A 17,663-nucleotide genomic window follows, 5' to 3' on the forward strand; every position below is an offset into this window, starting at 1 on the left:
CTATGTGTGCAATACCGACAGAAATCTGACATCCAGATTACATTTTAGTAATCAGGTTAATTTACGCTGTAGATTACAAAAGTATCATGTTGCAGACTATATTGCGTAACGTGCCTGTCTATATATTTGATGTGTCTGGGTAAAAAAGCACTCAGACGTTCTTCAAGTAATTGATCAAGGAATCTTTATCATGAAAACTAATCTCGCATTTCTGGCTTCAATCGTGCTGTCCTGCGCCACCGTTTCAATGTCTGCATCTGCAAATGAAAGTGGCGTCTTGGGTCCATCGGAAAGCGCGACTACAAAGTCCTTCGAAAGTACCAGCTCGACCACACGTACTGCAGACAGAACTTTTGGACGAGCAGGTGCTGAGTCTCAGGTCTCACGCGTTGTAGACACAACACGAAGCACTCAATATCTCAATCTTGTATGTGGAGAGACGGTCGCGTTCACCAACGGCAAGGAACAGTTCATCTGGAAATTTGATGTGATGGGTCATAGGCCCGTCGACCTGTCAAAGATCGCACCTGCAGCGTTTGCAGGTAGCACGCTAAAGATCTACGTTGCGAAAAATGAGCTCGAGCGCCATTGAATGCTCCTCTTGTTTACCACAATAGAAAGCGATGAGCGCCTGCCGCATCCACTCGGTCAATTGGTCGGCGCATGGCTCCCTAGTGCGCGCCGTCGATATGGCGCTGGGGGCGAGTAGACGCGCTGCTTGTCGTGGAGCCTGTCTCCAGTCTTGAGAGAACGCCGCATTCAGAAAGCGCCTTTGGAGCGCTGCAGCTTGCACGAATGGTCTGGAGTTCAGTGAGGAGAGCATTCAGTTCCTGAATGCGATGAGTGACATGTTCTATGTGTGTGTCCAAGAGTGCATTGACTTCCGCACAGTCCTTCGCAGATGACTCCCGTAGCGAGAGCAAAGAACGTACTTCATCAAGTGTCATATTCAGCGATCGGCAGCATCGAATGAAGGCAAGTTGGTCTATGTGGTCCGTCGAGTAAACACGGTAGTTGTTTTCAGCTGTAGCAGCCGAAGGCAGCAGTTTCTCGCGTTCATAAAAGTGAATGGTCTCAACCGCCGTACCAGCGACCTCAGCCAGTTCACCAATCTTCATAGACCCGGTTCGAAATGAGTTGACTCTATACTAACTAAAAGGTTTTTAATTGCCACATGGTCAACAGGAGATCGAGTATGAAGCCCCCAAACATTGATGACAACATGCTTAGTACCGCCACCACGGATTGCTGTAGCTCACACACCATCCCGAGCGTGGAGGCAACTCCGTTGGATCGAGGGCTAACGTACCGCATTCCAACGATGGATTGCGCTGGCGAGGAAGCTGAGATACGTCGTGCACTTGAACCAATTGCAGGTATCCGGGGACTCAGATTCCAGCTCTCGCAGAGAACTCTCAAAATTGATGCGGACACTGATGCCCTTGCTGCCGCATTGTTGGCAATCACTGAAGCTGGCTTTGAGCCAAAGCTGATCTCATCGAACACTGCGGACTCAAGCCATGCGGCCGGCGACAGCCACGACAATGAGCTTGTGCGTGGCACAACTCCAAAGTTGGTCGCGGCGCTTGCTCTTGCTATCGCTGCGGAAGGTGTCGGCTACTTCGCGCCAGAAACCATGGCTTGGAAAGTCGCCGGCTTTGCAGTCGCCGCGATTGCGATTTGGCTTGCGGGCTTTGACGTCTATAAAAAAGGGTTTGGAGCACTGCGTCGTGGCAAGCTGAACATCAATGCATTGATGACTGTTGCTGTGACTGGTGCGTTTGTCATCGGTCAATGGCCTGAAGCGGCGATGGTGATGGCGTTGTATGCCATCGCCGAGGCAATCGAGGCGAGGGCAGTCGATCGGGCCCGCAATGCCATTCAGGGGTTGCTTGCGATGGCTCCGGACCAAGCATCGGTTCGCCAAAGTGACGGTAGTTGGCTAACCGTCGCAGTTGCACAAATCGCAGTGGGCTCGACGCTGCGAGTCAAGCCAGGTGAGCGCGTTCCTATGGATGGAGTCGTTCAGGCAGGACAAACGAGCATCAACCAGGCCCCCGTAACTGGTGAAAGTATCCCCGTTGACAAGGCGGTGGGTGACCCGGTGTTTGCGGGCACCATCAACGAGTCTGGAACTTTTGAGTTTGAAGTTACTGCATTGGCCTCCAACTCGACGTTGGCGAGGATTATTCATGCCGTTGAGCAAGCACAAGCGACTCGAGCACCTACTCAGGGGTTCGTTGATCGATTTGCTGCAATTTACACACCTGCAATTTTCGTTATCGCCGTCGTCGTAGCATTGGTAGGCCCCTGGCTACTTGGCTGGACGTGGATGCAGGCCGTCTATAAGGCACTGGTTCTGCTAGTTATTGCTTGCCCCTGCGCACTCGTCATTTCCACACCAGTGACGATTGTGAGCGGCTTAGCGGCAGCAGCCCGCCGTGGTATTTTGATCAAAGGCGGTATCTATCTGGAAGAGGCGCGCAAGCTTAAGGCAATCGCGCTGGACAAGACCGGAACAATTACTGAGGGCAAGCCGCGCCTTGTGGACTGGTCGCTGGTTGATGCCGCGAGCAGCCTTGATACCGCGGAGTCGGTGGCAGCAGCTCTCGCTGGCCACTCAGATCATCCTGTGTCGCGCGCCATCGCAGCGGGCCTGAAGCCTAACAACGCAGACATTCAGAACTTCACGGCACTTGCTGGACGAGGTGTGCAGGCCGAACTGAGTGGAACAGTCTATGTACTAGGGAATCATCGCTTGATTGAGGAACGTGGCCAATGCTCCTCAGAGCTTGAAGCCACGCTCAAGCGGCATGAAGAATCCGGCCGTACTGTCACATTGCTTGCCGACCCGGAACGAGTCATCGCACTGTTTGCAGTTGCCGACACGATTAAGGGCTCCTCTCGTGAAGCTATATCTGAATTGAAAGCGCTTGGTATCACCCCAGTCATGCTGACTGGAGATAACCAAGCCACCGCCTCTTCAGTAGCCAGTGAAGCTGGTATCGAGCAAGCACGAGGAAACTTGTTGCCGGAGGACAAGCTAGCTGCCATCAAAACGCTCCAGGGCCAATATGGACTCACAGCAATGACGGGCGACGGTATCAATGATGCCCCAGCGCTGGCCCAAGCAGACGTCGGGGTTGCCATGGGTGCCGCCGGTACAGATACCGCTATGGAAGCAGCCGACGTCGTCGTGATGAATGATGACTTGCGAAGGATTGCTGAGACAGTGAAGCTGTCTCGATCCACCCATGCGATCCTTTGGCAAAACATCACTCTTGCTCTTGGCATCAAGGCCGTATTTCTAGTCTTGGCAGTGTTCGGGAATGCATCCATGTGGATGGCGGTATTCGCAGATATGGGGGCAAGTCTCCTAGTTGTAGTCAATGGGCTAAGGCTGCTTGGAAAAGTGCCCAAGTCCTGAATTCGACAGAGAGTTTTCGTGTGCACTAGCTTGAATTGTGAGGATAGTTATGAGCTTTTTTGAACGCCTACTCGGAGGCCATCACCGATCTGGTGGCGATCATCATGGGAATGGTCATCATCAAAAACGGACACCCGCCTCCTACAACGATCCAGGAGTGTCCGGTGGGATCATTTGTCCTAACTGCCGAACTCAAAGCTCTCCCCAAGCACGGTTCTGTCAACAGTGCGGAAGCGGCCTAGCCCCCCAGGCCTGCAACGCATGCGGCGTGCAGATGGCGCTTGGATCGCGTTTTTGCTCAAACTGCGGAAAGTCTGCTTAGAACTTAGGGAGAGCAGATGATCGGCTGGGTGATCTCTGTTCTCCTGAGATCTTAGATTACAAGAAGGTGTCAGAAATGTAATCTTCAGACCATGTAAATGGCTGAATAGTGTCAAAAATGTAATCTTGCTGAGAGGACAACTTCGCTACCATTGAAGCTTCGAAATTTACTAGAAAAATCCTATGGATTCTCTTAGATTCGAGGATGCCGCTCTATATCTTAGAGTTAAGAGGATGGAAGTATTAGCAAGCAATATTGCGAATGCTGACACTCCTGGATACCAAGCGAAAGATATAGACTTCAAGGCTGCGCTTGAAGAGACGCAAAGGCAAATGCTGACAGTGCAGTCTACGAATAAGTCCCACCTTGGGAACATTGCTCCAACATCAATTGATCCTCAGATTGCATTTCGCCCTGTCTCTCAGAATGCAATGGATAGAAATACGGTTGATCTCGATCAAGAGAGGGCATCATTTACAGCTAATGCTATTCGTACACAATTCGCTATGAATCAAGCTGTCGATGAATATGTAGAGATGGGGCAAATGCTGTCGAAATTAGTTTAATTTTATTTAGTTGGTCATTCATAGAGCGCATTTATTTGCGCTCTTTTTTTAATTCTGGTAGTAGAAGAATAAAATTCGCGACAAAGTAGTTGCCAACTATTTCGTTGGTTGAAATAATGAATATTTTCAAAAAGTGACAAGCTGGAAGATGCCAAATAATATAAATAGAGAATTCTTTGTAAATCACTTACTGATTCCGATTACTTTCCTGGCGCTAATTTTTTATTATTTCATGTACCTGGGGGGGGATAATTTTTTTGCCACGAAAATATATGCCCTGCAGGGTTATGAATGGTCTTTGAATGATCATTGGGTTACAAACAAATTGCTTCATAAGGGTGGAAAGCATCTGAGCACCATAGCAATCGTTGTGATCATTGCACTGTATATATTTGTACTTACCTCCAGAAATGAGCAGCGGAAAAAATGGCGATCTCCACTGCTTTACTTAATTTTATCCAGTTTGGTCAGTGTAATTTTAGTGAGTCTTCTTAAAGTGTTGACAAATATGGATTGCCCGTGGAATTTAAATCAATTTGGTGGCGATCGCCCCTTTATCGGTCTTTTCGAGCACAGGCCTCAAGAGATGGGGAGCGGAAAATGCTTTCCGGCAGGTCATGCGAGCGCTGGCTATGCCTGGGTTAGTCTATATTTCTTCTTTAAGATGATCATCCCTAAGTATCGATGGATAGGATTATTTTTCGGTATCATGGCTGGATTGATATTCGGTATATCTCAACAATTGAGAGGAGCCCATTTTATTTCTCATGACATTGCCACAATTCTCATTTGTTGGCTGCTGGCTACTATTTTATTTATATTGTTTTGCATCAAGAAATATTGCGTGAAAAATGGAAAACAACTCGGAAGCTAGTATTTTTAATAATATTCAAAAAAAATAGGAAAGGACTTTCTAGAATCTGGCATGCATCAAAATACTCATGGTCAGGCATAAAGGATGCGTGGCTAGAGCCTGCATTCCGCCTTGCGGTAATATTATTTGTGATTTCGCTTCCATTGGCTCAATTGATTGGGAGATCTATGATGGAAAAATTGCTCCTGATCTCTTGTATCTGGTTTTTGATGATAGTTGAGGTAATTAATTCTGCGATAGAGTCCGCAATAGATAGAGTAGGACTTCAATATCACGAACTTTCCGGGAAAGCCAAAGATTTGGGTAGTGCCTCCGTATTAATGACAATTATTTTTTGTCTGATAATTTGGTCTTCTCTAATTTTTAAAAATATTATTTAATTATTTCGCCATAAGAGCAGGAACGAATCACAGGGATGCACCTCATGCATCGCTTAACATGCATCTTCACGCTTACAGGGTGATGCCAACTCTTGTTCGTCGGAAAAAGCATCCAATATGTCCGCTCATGCCTCGCGAAGATTTCACGGATTTCTGCGCGCGGTGAGGCCGGCTGCTTTTGGCCGTGGCATTGTGTTGCCCGTGACGGAAAGACCGATGAAGGTGATCCTGCACTGAGCAGCAGAGCTTTAATTCGATGCAAAGTTTGCAATGCTTGCGATGAGCTTAGCCATATGTATCGCTCCTCCCGGTGGTTTTGAACTGACTGACCAGAGGCCCCCTTGAGTGTTTGAAGCATGTGCCGCGCCCGAGACACTTGGGCTTGGCGTGATCGCACCTGTGGGCTCAGTAGATGATCGCCGGTGTAGGCTTGGTGCCGTTCACGCTGGCCGAAGCGGCTTTACCGAACCTTTCTACTTGTGCGCTGTACTCCTCTGTGCCACAAAGGGTCCGAGCCTTCATATCTGTGCTGAATTTGCTCTGCTCCAAACAGAAGCGGAGCCAGTTGTAGGCAAGGAAGATACTACTGGCAAGGGCAAAAGTGGACCGCTCCTGCCCTAGCTCACTGCCTACTCTGACTGTACTGAGTGGCCGACCCCACTCGAACCGAAGCCGGCATCTAAATCTCGATCAATTGAATTAGATAGCGACTAAATGTTCGTACAAAATGATCGAGCCAATACTGATCAGCAGGACACCGCCGATGGCTTCGGCCCAGCGCCCAGCAATATTCCCCAGTACACGCCCGACCATCACGCCCAACGTCACCATTGCGAATGTTGCGAAGCCGATAGCGAGAGCAACGGTGACGATGCTTACGCCCAGAAAAGCAAGTCCTACGCCCACGGCCATGGCATCAATGCTTGTTGCAAATCCAGTTGCAACAAATAGCCAGAAGCCATGTCGTGCAGGTTTGCTGGGCTCTTCACCATCAGGCACTTTGATTGCCCCGATCAACATTCTTCCACCTAGCACCAGAAGCAGCACAAAGGCGATCCAGTGGTCCCAGGCCTTGACGTAATCTGAAGCCGCATAGCCCAGCGCCCAGCCTACCAAGGGCGTGATGGCTTCGATGACACCGAAGATGGCACCAGTCCTCAATGCTTCAGACCAGCGCGGTTTGAGTAGCGCAGAACCTTTGCCGACGGCTGCGGCAAAGGCATCGGTGGACATGGCAAAGGCCAGGAGCAAGATAGAAGCGGCATTCATGGGGAATTCATTCTTAACGGTCGGGCATGAGCACAACGGCATCTCACCGCGGCCCGAGCTCGTCGCGATGAAATGCCGATGGTCTCGCCAACCGAAGAACGGATGCATACGCCACAGCAAATTGAATGCCGAGTATGTTGACGCATGCGCTTCCAGGGTGGAAGCAGGCTACTCCCCAAGGGGTACTAAAGTTTACAAGCGATCAAAATGCTTGAGGAATATGGCCTTTTTTGAGTTCTGGGCTTTAGAAATGGCTCGCATTTTCAAAGCGCTGGCCTCTAGCAAGAAAGCTGCGTCGATACCGCCATTAGGGCTGTCCATGCACTCCCCTGTTGATTTCCACTCAAAACTGACCCGCCGGGGATGCGGATGAAATTTTGGACTACTGAGAGGTAGTTCATGTATTCATACGAAGATCGAATCCGCGCGGTGACGCTCTACATCCAGCTAGGCAAACGAGTCGCGGCAACCATTCAGCAGTTGGGTTATCCCACCAAGAATTCGCTCAAGGGGTGGTGCCGCGAGTACGAGCAGGACCGGGACTTGAAGACCGCGGTTGTTCGCCCGCCGAAGTTCACCACTGAGCAAAAGGCACGGGCCGTCGAACACTATCTGATGCACGGGCGCTGCGCGGCTTTCACCATCAAGGCTCTTGGCTATCCCAGGCGGGCCTCTCTTCACGCTTGGGTTCAGGAGCTCAATCCCCGAGCTCGGCCACGCGTGCTGGGAGCATCTTCAAACGAGCAAAAGCACGCTGCGGTGCTTGCGCTGTGCATGCGTCAAGGAAGCGCTCAAGCCATCGCTGACAACGTTGGTGTGTGTCGAGAGACGCTGTACAACTGGCGCAATGAACTATTGGGGCCAGAGGCTCTCGCATCGATGAAGCGCTTCAATGATTCTTCAACGGGTTCGGAGCTGTCCCAGTTGGAGCAGCAACTCCAGACGCTACGCCGTGAAGTGAGACGGTTGCAGTTGGAGCAGGAGTTATTGAAGAAGGCGAATGAGCTCCTAAAAAAGGAACAGGGCATCATCCTTCATCTCCTGAGCAATCGGGAGAAGACACTCCTGGTTGATGCCCTGCGCCATGCGTACTCGCTTGCCGAGTTGCTTGCCTCGCTAGTCCTGGCTCGCAGCTCGTACTTTTACCATCGAGCTCGGCTCAACGCTGGCGAGAAGTATGTCTCGGTGCGCCGAACGATCACCGACATCTTCGAGCGCAACCATAGCTGCTATGGCTACCGTCGCATCCAGGCCTCACTGGTCAGGCAATGTGTGTGGATCTCGGAGAAGGTGGTCCGGCGCCTGATGAAGCAGGAAGGGCTAGTAGCTGCTGTACCCAAACGACGCCGCTACGGTTCCTACTTGGGAGAGATCAGCCCGGCCCCTGAGAACTTGCTGAACCGTAACTTCAATGCCACTGCGCCTAACCAGAAGTGGCTGACCGACATCTCGGAGTTCCAACTGCCCGCCGGCAAAGTCTACCTCTCGCCCATGATCGATTGCTTCGATGGAATGGTGGTGAGCTGGTCTATCGGAACACGCCCCGACGCTGAACTGGTCAACACGATGCTGGATGCCGCGATCGCCAAGCTCAATGACAGCGAAGTGCAACCTATGGTTCACTCCGACCGTGGTGCTCACTATCGCTGGCCAGGATGGTTGTCACGCATCGCTGATGCCAAGTTAGTGCGTTCGATGTCACGCAAGGGCTACTCACCGGACAATGCGGCCTGTGAAGGTTTCTTCGGGCGGCTCAAAAACGAACTGTTCTATGCCCGCGACTGGCAAAACACGAGCATTGAGCAGTTCACACAAGTTCTGGACGCATACATCCGTTGGTACAACGAGCAACGGATCAAGATCTCGTTGGGGGCACGAAGCCCTGTCGAGTACCGCAGGGCCCTCGGGATCGCTGCATAACCCGTCCAAGATTTATGCCGCATCCCCGCCGGGGGCTAGTGGGTCACTGCTGGGTGGAAATCAACAGTCGTGCTCCAGGATTTGCCTGGCTGCTTCATTCCCGAGTTCTTCGAGGTAACGTTGACAGCTCATAAGGACTCCTGATGGAACGAGGAGGCTCTGAACTAGCTTTGAAACTCAGGTCGATCCAAATTGGAATCTCACGACTGAGATTCAAAGATGTGTGGCGTTGCCTTAGGTGAGGCAGGTAATGAAATCCCAATTTTTGTGATCCCACTTGAGGATGTTGCAAAGGTGGTACCGCCGTGCATCCGTGCAATAGCTGCAACGATGGCTAATCCTAAGCCGTGATTGAGATTCGCATGTGCGCGGGACGCATCGGCACGATAGAACCGATCAAACAGGCGTGGCAAATGGATAGGATCAATCTCCGCTCCTCGGTTGATCACCGCGATACCGACGTTCTCACGATTGCCATCTGAAGTCTCCACTACGCTTTGGGAAATCTCGATAGTGATCGTCGATCCGGGTTCTGCATAGCGTGAAGCGTTGCCTAAAAGATTGGATAGTGCACGACGAACCAAACGTGCATCCACAGCAACACTTGCATCTCCATCGATTTGAACTTGAAGGTGCGCTTCTTGAAGCACTGCCTCATGGAATTCGGCTACTTCTGAGGCAAGTTCTGCAAGACTCACTTTGGCGGATCGCCGCGCTTCAGTACCGCGATCTGCTTGTGACAGAAACAGCATGTCTGCCACGATTCCCGCCATGCGCTGAAGATCTTCTAGGTTTGAGGCCAAGATATCCTGTAGTTCAACGGCACTACGCGGTTTACGAAGCGCTAACTCACAACTACTGATCAAGGTGGTCAACGGTGTGTTTAGCTCGTGCGCCACATCAGCATTGAACGCCTCCATTTGTTGATAGGCGATGGCCAGTCGGTCAAGCAATGCATTGAACTGTGCGATCAATGGTCTTAATTCTTGAGGTTGATGGCTATCATCTAAACGGCGATGTAAGTCTTGCGCAGAGAGGCTTCGCGTTTGATCCACCAGTAGGCGTAAAGGCTTGAGCCCTATACGAACAAGCCATGTGCTCGCGAATGAGACCAGCAATGCACCCGCCACGGCGGCAATGCCCAGGGTCCAGGCCAGACGATTAAGCAGTCGGTCATCTGGTCTACGGTCTAGCAACAGGACCGCTTGCATTGGCTGCAGGCCGTCGTTAACTGTCGGAACTTCCACTGAAAATTTGCGAACTGCAACCCGGTCGTCATCTTCAGGTTGGCGCAAAAGTTCAAATGCACTTTTGCCAGTAGTTGGAACTAAGCGTAGGGAGAGTTCGTCATGCCCCGTGAGAAAGTCATTGAGCATGTGATTCAAGGCTTCCGGGGAGTGCACACCTCGGCTCTCACTCAGCAGGTGTTCGATGGCTGTTTTTTTGTGATCTAGCGTGTCTTGTTGGCGTTCCGACAGCGTGACGGAGATCACGAAATAGACAGCAATGCATACAAAACCGAGGCCAACAATGGTTTGCAGTGCTAAGGCGCGGGCTAAACGTCGAGCTAAATGTGGTGCAGCGGTCTTGCTCATGTTGTGCGAGATTCGAGCACATAGCCCATGCCACGGACGGTGTGGAGGAGATGTTGCTCAAAAGGCTGATCAAGCTTAAGTCGCAGGCGTCGGACAGCGACCTCTACCACGTTGGTTTCACTGTCGAAACTCATGTCCCAGACCTGGGATGCCAACTCTGTTCGTGAAAGCACTTCCCCTTGACGGCGTAATAGAAGGCTTAGCAAATTGAACTCTTTGGCCGTGAGCTCGATTCTTTGTCCCGCCCGCGTAGCCCTACGACGAATCAGGTCTAACTCTAAGTCAGATAAGCGCAGAGTTGTCGCTTCTGGGGCGGCTTGGGCCAAGCTGGGGCCCCTGCGCCGCAATAGAACATGCAGGCGTGCGACCAGTTCAGAAAACGCAAATGGCTTCACGAGATAGTCATCGGCGCCACACTGCAGTCCCTTGACGCGATCCTCCACTTGGCCACGGGCAGTCAACATCAGTACAGGTGTTTGCTTCGTTTGCCTCAGCGCAGCTAGCACGGCTAGGCCATCGATACCCGGAAGCATGCCGTCAAGCACGATCAGGTCATAGTCCATTTCACTGGCCAGGTGCAGACCGTCAATACCGTTATGGGCTACATCCACAGTGAAGCCTTCCTCCGCCAGACCCTTTTTTAGGTAATCGGCGAGCTTGATCTCATCTTCTACAACAAGGATTTTCATGCTGACTATTCTGAGATAGGCGCACGCATTTTGAAAATGACAAATTTGTAATCCGGCTGTCAGGATGGTGAGGGGAGCACTTCATTAGAGTGGCAGCGCCCATCCGCTTTCTATTCCTCACTTGGGCAATGTAACGCCCGGCAGACTTCGGATTGCACGGGTAGGAGTTTTAACAATGATTTCTTCGTCGTCTCATCGCGCTGGCCGAGCAGCTAGTGCGTTGCGTCATGCGTTGTTGTTCACCAGCTTGGCTTTAACTGGCGTGGCAGGCATAGCGCAGGACAATCCTGCGAATAAGGCGTCTCTGGCACCACTGACTCTGGACACTGCAGTAGCACGCGCTATCGACCAACACCCTCGTTTACGAGCTGCCCAGCGCGGTCTTGAGGCAAGCGATGGAGCCGTTCTGCAAAGTAAGGCGAGGCCTAACCCTGCGCTCTCGTATTCACAAGAAGATACGAGCAGAGATAAACGTACCACGACGGTTCAATGGACCCAAATGCTGGAAATCGGTGGCAAGCGCGATGCGCGCATGCGTGCTGCAGCACGTGGCCGAGATGTGGCTGAGGCGGAGCTGGATGCCGCCAAAGCTAATCTTGTCGCAGATGTCCGACTCGCATTCTTCGGGTTGTTAGTCGCACAGCAGCGTGAAGTCCTCGCGGGACAAACGCTTGACATCGCTCGAAGCGCGCGTGAGGCTGCATCGAAGCGTGTAGCAGCGGGCAAGGCAGCGCCCCTAGAGGCCAACCGGGCCAGTGTCGCTGAGTCCAGTGCAGAGCTGGAGCAAGCCCAAGCTCAGGCCGCAAAACGAGTGGCTCGTCAACAATTACAGGCCCTTATAGGAGAGGGAGGCCCTGTATTTGGTGATGCGCAAGGCAAACTTGACGCGTTGCCTACTGTTCCGGAAATTGGGGTTCTTCAAAGCCGCTTGGAGCAGTCGCCTTCCATTCAGCAAGCTCGCTTCACTGTTGAACAGAGCCGGGCGACCGCAGATCTGGAGCGCGCAAAGCGAATTCCTGACCCAACGGTGAGTCTAGGTATGAAGCGCGCTCAAGAGACCGGCAATCAACTCGTAGTCGGCGTCTCCATTCCTTTGCCTGTGCTCGATACCAATCGAGGAAATCAGTTGCAAGCCCTCCGCCTGGCTGACCAAGCTGAAGAGCGCTTGCTAGCTACCCGGTTGGAACTTCAGTCTCAACTTTATGCGGCGCGAGAGACGCTAGAGGCAAGTCGTAAACAAGCTATCCAACTGTCTGAACGCGTGCTGCCGACTGCACAAGTCGCCTATGAGGCGGCAAGCAAAGGATTTGCGCTAGGGAAATTCGGCTATCTGGACGTACTTGACGCGCAACGCTCTTTGTTTGATGTACGTAGTCAATACCTGGACCAGTTAATGGCCACACATCGTGCTTCGGCCGATATCGAACGCTTGTTGGGCACAACAGACGAGTAAGTTTTTTGCACAGATCATCAACATGAACGATACAAAACCATCTCCATTTGGGACTCGGCGTACTCAGATTGCAATTGCTGCAATCCTAGTAGTTGGCGCTCTTTCTGCTGCACTAATTCTTCGCAGTGGTCCAGACAGCAGCAGTGCTAAAGGTGCCGGAGGTCAGGGGCACTCAGAAGCCGCTAGCCACGCAGACACAGAACATCACGGCGAGAAGCAAAGCGGTGATCACAAAGATGAAAAAGGACACGCAGATGGTGAGCACCATGATGAAAAAGAGCAAAAGGACGGAGCCAAGTCTGCAGAGAAGAAAAGCGCCGAAGGTGCTCATGATGACGATGAAGGTCTAATCCAAATGGATTCGCAGCGTATGCAGGCTGCAGGCATTCGAACCGCAGAGGTCGGCGCTGCAACTGTTCGCTCAGTACTGCAACTTCCGGGGGAAATACGCTTCAACGAAGACAAAACGGCTCACGTTGTCCCTCGAGTCCCTGGCGTCGTCGACTCGGTACCCGCCAATCTCGGGCAGGTTGTAAAGAAGGGGCAGTTGCTAGCTGTGTTGAGCAGTGCGGCTGTTTCTGAGCAACGAAGTGAACTTCAAGCCGCTAGCCAACGCTTAGCACTGGCGCGTACAAGCTATGCCAGAGAGCAAAAGCTGTGGGAGGAGAAGGTATCGGCTGAACAGGATTACTTGCAGGCTCGGCAGACACTGCGCGAGGCAGAAATTGCCGTTTCAAATGCTCAACAGAAATTGGCAGCCAACGGCGCCGGAGGCGGTGGCGGTGCACTAAACCGATTTGAATTAAGGGCTCCTTTTGACGGAGTGATCGTCGAGAAGCATCTCGCCGTCGGTGAAGCTGTTCAGGACACTACCCAAGTTTTCACAATCTCAGACTTGCGCTCCGTTTGGGCTGAAATGAGGGTTGCAGCATCTGACTTGCCCGCCGTGAAGGTAGGGGAAAAAGCAACTGTCAAAGCGACAGCATTCTCGTCGTCTGCGACTGGGGTGGTTGCTTACGTGGGTGCTCTGATTGGCCAGGAAACACGTACCGCTCCTGCTCGAATCACTCTAGAGAATCCTGAAGGTGCGTGGCGCCCAGGTCTATTCGTTAATGTGGAGTTGACGGCCTCTTCGCAACAAGTGCCAGTGGCGGTAGCTTCCAGTGCTATCCAGCGTCTGGACGGCCAAAACAGTGTTGTGTTTGTGCCCGTCAAGGGGGTTTCCGAGCTCAACCTGTACGCGTTGGTCGCTCAGATCCCCAGACAACAGAAATTCTTGAAGGGCTGAAGTCCGGCCAGTCCTATGTGACTGAAGGCAGCTTCATGCTTAAGGCCGAACTGGGCAAGGCTACAGCCGAGCACGCACACTAAGCAAGGGCTGCAAATGTTCGAACGAATTATCCGATTTGCCATTGAGCAGCGCTGGCTGGTCATGGTTGCCGTTCTGGCCCTAGCGGCTCTTGGCGTATACAACTATCAACGCCTCGCTATTGATGCTGTACCTGACATTACCAATGTTCAGGTACAGATCAATACGCAGGCCAGCGGCTACTCACCGCTTGAGACTGAGCAGCGAGTCACTTACCCAATTGAAACGGTGATGGCCGGCCTGCCCAATCTGGAACAGACTCGCTCGCTGTCGCGCTACGGCCTGTCGCAAGTGACAGTAGTGTTTAAAGATGGCACTGACATCTACTTTGCTCGCCAGTTAGTCAACGAACGCATCCAACAGGCCCGTGACAATCTTCCCGCTGGTGTCACTCCCACGCTGGGACCTATCTCTACAGGTTTGGGTGAGATCTATCTTTGGACCGTTGAGGCCGAGGACGGTGCAAAGAAGGCAGATGGAACGCCTTACACACCTATGGATCTGCGCGAGATACAGGACTGGGTGATCAAACCGCAACTGCGTAATGTGCCTGGTGTCACTGAAATCAACTCTATTGGCGGGTTCGCGAAAGAGTATCTGGTTTCGCCACGCCCAGAACAGCTGGCGTCCTATGGTTTCACTCTTGCTGACCTGGTTGCTGCGTTGGAACGCAACAATACCAATGTGGGAGCTGGATACATTGAGCGTCAAGGTGAACAATATTTGATCCGTGCCCCGGGTCAAGTCTCTGGCATTGCTGACATTCGAGAAGTGATCGTGGGTTCGGCTCAAGGCCAGCCCATACGTATTCGTGATTTGGCAGAGGTTGGCTTGGGTCGTGAGCTTCGCACCGGCGCTGCCACGGATAACGGCCGAGAGGTCGTGCTTGGCACGGTCTTCATGCTGATCGGGGAGAACAGCCGTGTGGTCTCGCAGGCTGTGGCTGCACGTATGGAGCAGATTAACCGCAGTCTTCCTGAAGGCGTGAAAGCGATCACGGTCTACGATCGCACAAACCTCGTCGATAAAGCCATCGCAACGGTCAAGAAGAATTTGGTGGAAGGTGCGGCTTTAGTTGTTGTCATCCTCTTCCTTTTCCTGGGCAACCTCCGCGCGGCCCTGATTACAGCGCTGATCATTCCGTTGTCCATGCTGTTCACCTTCACTGGCATGGTGCAATACAAAGTCAGTGCCAACCTGATGAGTTTGGGCGCTCTTGACTTCGGCATCATCATTGATGGCGCGGTGGTCATTGTAGAGAACTGCGTGCGTCGTCTTGCCCACGCGCAAGAAGCACGCGGACGCTCTTTGACGCGCAGTGAACGCTTCCACGAAGTATTTGCTGCAGCCAAGGAAGCGCGTCGGCCTTTGTTGTTTGGACAATTGATCATCATGGTTGTCTATTTGCCAATCTTTGCGCTCACGGGTGTAGAGGGCAAGATGTTCCATCCCATGGCGCTGACTGTGGTGATCGCGCTTGCTGGCGCAATGTTGCTGTCCATTACCTTCATTCCTGCGGCGATTGCTCTTTTCATGGGTAACAAGGTTGCGGAGAAGGAAAATCGCCTCATGGTTTGGGCACGTCGCGTTTATGCACCAGCCCTTCATCGCGTCATGAGAGCTCCTGCAGTTGTTCTGACTGCAGCTGGTGTGGCGGTGGTGCTAAGCCTGCTGCTGGCAACGCGTCTTGGTAGTGAATTTGCACCAAACCTCAACGAGGGCGATTTCGCCATTCAGGCTCTGCGGATTCCAGGAACCAGCCTGACCCAGTCCCTTGAGATGCAAATGCAGATCGAGAAAACCTTGAAGAAAGAGTTTCCTGAGATCGACAGGGTATTTGCTCGTACAGGTACCGCGGAGATTGCCTCTGACCCGATGCCTCCGAACATTTCGGACGGCTACATCATGCTTAAGCCGCAGTCCGAATGGCCGGATCCGGCACGTACACGAGACGATTTGCTGGCAGCAATTCAGGCCGCCGCAGATCGAGTTCCAGGCAACAATTTCGAGTTCTCTCAACCCATTCAGCTGCGCTTCAATGAGTTGATATCGGGTGTGCGTAGTGATGTCGCTGTAAAGATTTTTGGCGACGACATGACCGTGCTGGAGAAGAACGCACAAGCTGTCGCAGGCATGTTGCAGCAAATTTCTGGAGCCTCTGAAGTCAAGGTCGAACAGACCACAGGCTTGCCAATGCTCACCGTGAAAATCGACCGTGAGAAGGCCTCGCGCTATGGTTTGAACATGGGTGACGTGCAAGACACCATCAGTACGGCACTGGGCGGTCGTGAAGCCGGCACAGTTTTCGAAGGCGACAAGCGATTCGACATTCAGGTTCGCTTGCCGGACGAAGTGCGCAATGACATGGAAGCGATAGGACGCCTACCTATCGCGCTTCCACGCGGTACGGATGGCCGACTTGGTTTTGTTCCGCTTTCGGCCGTGGCTAGTTTTGATATCGCACCAGGCCCTAACCAGGTGAGCCGAGAGGATGGTAAGCGCCGCATCGTGGTGAGTGCCAACGTGCGCGGACGTGATATTGGATCTTTCGTCACAGAAGCACAACAACGCCTCGAATCGCTGCAACTGCCTGCCGGCTACTGGACCCGATGGGGCGGAACCTTCGAGAACCTCGAGTCGGCTAGAAAACGCTTGACGATTGTTGTGCCGGCAGCATTGCTGATGGTCTTTGTCTTGCTGTTTGCAATGTTCGGCAATGTTCGTGATGGTCTCATCGTGTTCACGGGCATTCCGTTTGCGCTGACAGGTGGCATCTTGGCGCTCTGGATGCGCGGTATTCCTTTATCCATCTCGGCAGCGATCGGGTTTATCGCGCTGTCAGGCGTGGCAGTGCTCAATGGCTTGGTGATGATTGCCTACATCCGATCGCTGCGCGAAGAAGGAAAGCGCCTATATGAAGCAGTCACTGAAGGTGCTTTGACCCGACTGCGGCCAGTTCTGATGACCGCGTTGGTTGCATCGCTAGGCTTTGTTCCGATGGCCATCGCAACGGGCACAGGCGCGGAAGTTCAGCGCCCCTTGGCCACAGTGGTGATCGGCGGGATCTTGTCGTCGACTTTGCTGACCCTTCTCGTGTTGCCATTGCTTTATAGCTTGATACACCGCAAGGATCTCTCCGAGACGGAGGATGAGCAGGTGTTGGCGTCTACTGAGGAAAAGCCAGCCTGATACAAGTAGTTCAATTCACCTCATAAAAGCCATGGCCTCTAAGGCCATGGCTTTTTTCTTGTAACAATACTTAATATGACAACATTGTCACATTCCTGTTGGCAATCTGTCGGTGGGTATTTTCTACACTTAAGCCATCTTCTCTGAATAGACGACTTTCTTAGATGGAGAAGAAAATCAATTCACTTAAGGAGTATTAAATGGCTCACCGTAAAATTTTTGCATCTCTCACCGCCGCAGCCGCAATGGCAACCGTTATGGCAATGCCTGGCGTCGCAGTCGCAGATACGTACTGGCACCCCACAAATAATGAGGCTGGTGTAAAAGTATACCCCGAGCATTTCAAGAGCTCTCGAACCCGTGACCAAGTTCGTGAAGAAGCAGCGAATGCCGTACGAGAGGGCGGGGACAATCGACTGCGCAGCGGAAACTACCCAGCTGAGGCGAAAGGTACGGAGCCCGAAAAGACACGTCAGCAAGTTATCGACGAACTGATTAAAGAAACCCCTTCGCAGCGAGATGCTCGTAACCAAGCTATAGCTGGGTAATCAGTAATATTTTCTTGGCGTGGATTCGTGGTAACACGATCCACGTTTTTTTTCGCTCAAAA

At 52.2% G+C, this 17,663-nt stretch carries 14 protein-coding genes, 1 pseudogene and 1 riboswitch; of the genes and pseudogenes, 11 read left to right on the forward strand and 4 right to left on the reverse strand.

What is annotated here, in order from left to right:
* The first annotated feature begins 190 nt into the window (after positions 1-190).
* Entirely contained in the window at positions 191-592 is a 402-nt protein-coding gene (locus CLU84_RS08960) for a CzcE family metal-binding protein (RefSeq protein WP_099736885.1), read from the forward strand.
* Positions 593-671: 79 nt separating this feature from the next.
* On the opposite strand, the gene cadR is transcribed toward CLU84_RS08960, so the two are convergent.
* A complete protein-coding gene (gene cadR, locus CLU84_RS08965) occupies positions 672-1,118 on the reverse strand; it encodes a Cd(II)/Pb(II)-responsive transcriptional regulator (RefSeq protein WP_099736886.1) in 447 nt (148 codons plus the stop codon).
* Positions 1,119-1,195: 77 nt separating this feature from the next.
* Between cadR and CLU84_RS08970 the strand changes: the two genes are divergently transcribed.
* From CLU84_RS08970 to CLU84_RS08990, 5 genes are all read left to right on the forward strand, one after another.
* Positions 1,196-3,427 carry a cation-translocating P-type ATPase gene (locus tag CLU84_RS08970; RefSeq protein ID WP_087083411.1) on the forward strand — a complete coding sequence of 744 codons (2,232 nt, stop codon included), beginning with the start codon at positions 1,196-1,198 and terminating at the stop codon, positions 3,425-3,427.
* A gap of 49 nt (positions 3,428-3,476) precedes the next feature.
* Positions 3,477-3,749 carry a zinc ribbon domain-containing protein gene (locus CLU84_RS22655; protein WP_080554244.1) on the forward strand — a complete coding sequence of 91 codons (273 nt, stop codon included), beginning with the start codon at positions 3,477-3,479 and terminating at the stop codon, positions 3,747-3,749.
* A 182-nt stretch (positions 3,750-3,931) separates the two neighbouring features.
* Positions 3,932-4,315, forward strand: a complete 384-nt coding sequence (gene flgB, locus CLU84_RS08980; protein WP_003069800.1) for a flagellar basal body rod protein FlgB — start codon at positions 3,932-3,934, stop codon at positions 4,313-4,315.
* Positions 4,316-4,448: 133 nt separating this feature from the next.
* Positions 4,449-5,189 carry a phosphatase PAP2 family protein gene (locus CLU84_RS08985; protein ID WP_233209984.1) on the forward strand — a complete coding sequence of 247 codons (741 nt, stop codon included), beginning with the start codon at positions 4,449-4,451 and terminating at the stop codon, positions 5,187-5,189.
* Complete coding sequence (locus CLU84_RS08990; protein ID WP_099737953.1) at positions 5,156-5,569, forward strand: diacylglycerol kinase; 414 nt, start codon at positions 5,156-5,158, stop codon at positions 5,567-5,569. Before CLU84_RS08985 ends, CLU84_RS08990 begins: the two co-directional genes overlap by 34 nt.
* A 699-nt stretch (positions 5,570-6,268) precedes the next feature.
* Here CLU84_RS08990 and mntP read toward each other — a convergent pair.
* Positions 6,269-6,838, reverse strand: coding sequence for a manganese efflux pump MntP (gene mntP / locus CLU84_RS08995; protein ID WP_034400608.1), 570 nt, complete (start codon positions 6,836-6,838; stop codon positions 6,269-6,271).
* 20 nt (positions 6,839-6,858) lie between these two features.
* Positions 6,859-7,021, reverse strand: a riboswitch (yybP-ykoY riboswitch).
* Positions 7,022-7,237: 216 nt separating this feature from the next.
* Between mntP and CLU84_RS09000 the strand changes: the two genes are divergently transcribed.
* A complete protein-coding gene (locus CLU84_RS09000; protein ID WP_003055028.1) occupies positions 7,238-8,758 on the forward strand; it encodes an IS3 family transposase in 1,521 nt (506 codons plus the stop codon).
* A gap of 200 nt (positions 8,759-8,958) precedes the next feature.
* Here the strand turns inward: CLU84_RS09000 and CLU84_RS09005 are convergent, their stop codons facing one another.
* Entirely contained in the window at positions 8,959-10,353 is a 1,395-nt protein-coding gene (locus CLU84_RS09005) for a heavy metal sensor histidine kinase (protein WP_099736888.1), read from the reverse strand.
* The gene (locus CLU84_RS09010) at positions 10,350-11,042 is read right to left on the reverse strand and encodes a heavy metal response regulator transcription factor (RefSeq protein ID WP_099736889.1); all 693 of its coding nucleotides are present in this window, start codon (positions 11,040-11,042) and stop codon (positions 10,350-10,352) included. The genes CLU84_RS09005 and CLU84_RS09010 overlap by 4 nt, the downstream gene beginning before the upstream one ends.
* 175 nt (positions 11,043-11,217) lie before the next feature.
* Here CLU84_RS09010 and CLU84_RS09015 point away from each other — a divergent pair, with 175 nt between their 5' ends.
* The 4 genes and pseudogenes from CLU84_RS09015 to CLU84_RS09030 all read left to right on the forward strand — a co-directional run bounded on the left by CLU84_RS09015 (position 11,218) and on the right by CLU84_RS09030 (position 17,601).
* A complete protein-coding gene (locus tag CLU84_RS09015) occupies positions 11,218-12,495 on the forward strand; it encodes a TolC family protein (protein WP_099736890.1) in 1,278 nt (425 codons plus the stop codon).
* A gap of 22 nt (positions 12,496-12,517) precedes the next feature.
* Positions 12,518-13,866, forward strand: a pseudogene (locus CLU84_RS09020) (efflux RND transporter periplasmic adaptor subunit).
* 13 nt (positions 13,867-13,879) lie between these two features.
* Complete coding sequence (locus tag CLU84_RS09025) at positions 13,880-17,053, forward strand: efflux RND transporter permease subunit (protein ID WP_003055034.1); 3,174 nt, start codon at positions 13,880-13,882, stop codon at positions 17,051-17,053.
* Between the two features lie 200 nt (positions 17,054-17,253).
* Positions 17,254-17,601 (forward strand): DUF4148 domain-containing protein, encoded by a 348-nt coding sequence (locus CLU84_RS09030; RefSeq protein WP_003079124.1) that lies wholly within the window; start codon positions 17,254-17,256, stop codon positions 17,599-17,601.
* Positions 17,602-17,663: the final 62 nt, after the last annotated feature.

The organism is Comamonas sp. 26, from assembly GCF_002754475.1.
In the GTDB taxonomy this organism is placed as follows: Bacteria; Pseudomonadota; Gammaproteobacteria; order Burkholderiales; family Burkholderiaceae_C; genus Comamonas.

What these genes read in the sequence shown, in the direction of transcription:
- CLU84_RS08960 (WP_099736885.1), top strand. Translation starts at nt 191, where the DNA reads ATGAAAACTAATCTCGCATTTCTGGCTTCAATCGTGCTGTCCTGCGCC.
- cadR (WP_099736886.1), bottom strand. Translation starts at nt 1,118, where the DNA reads ATGAAGATTGGTGAACTGGCTGAGGTCGCTGGTACGGCGGTTGAGACC.
- CLU84_RS08970 (WP_087083411.1), top strand. Translation starts at nt 1,196, where the DNA reads ATGAAGCCCCCAAACATTGATGACAACATGCTTAGTACCGCCACCACG.
- CLU84_RS22655 (WP_080554244.1), top strand. Translation starts at nt 3,477, where the DNA reads ATGAGCTTTTTTGAACGCCTACTCGGAGGCCATCACCGATCTGGTGGC.
- flgB (WP_003069800.1), top strand. Translation starts at nt 3,932, where the DNA reads ATGGATTCTCTTAGATTCGAGGATGCCGCTCTATATCTTAGAGTTAAG.
- mntP (WP_034400608.1), bottom strand. Translation starts at nt 6,838, where the DNA reads ATGAATGCCGCTTCTATCTTGCTCCTGGCCTTTGCCATGTCCACCGAT.
- CLU84_RS09000 (WP_003055028.1), top strand. Translation starts at nt 7,238, where the DNA reads ATGTATTCATACGAAGATCGAATCCGCGCGGTGACGCTCTACATCCAG.
- CLU84_RS09005 (WP_099736888.1), bottom strand. Translation starts at nt 10,353, where the DNA reads ATGAGCAAGACCGCTGCACCACATTTAGCTCGACGTTTAGCCCGCGCC.
- CLU84_RS09010 (WP_099736889.1), bottom strand. Translation starts at nt 11,042, where the DNA reads ATGAAAATCCTTGTTGTAGAAGATGAGATCAAGCTCGCCGATTACCTA.
- CLU84_RS09015 (WP_099736890.1), top strand. Translation starts at nt 11,218, where the DNA reads ATGATTTCTTCGTCGTCTCATCGCGCTGGCCGAGCAGCTAGTGCGTTG.
- CLU84_RS09025 (WP_003055034.1), top strand. Translation starts at nt 13,880, where the DNA reads ATGTTCGAACGAATTATCCGATTTGCCATTGAGCAGCGCTGGCTGGTC.
- CLU84_RS09030 (WP_003079124.1), top strand. Translation starts at nt 17,254, where the DNA reads ATGGCTCACCGTAAAATTTTTGCATCTCTCACCGCCGCAGCCGCAATG.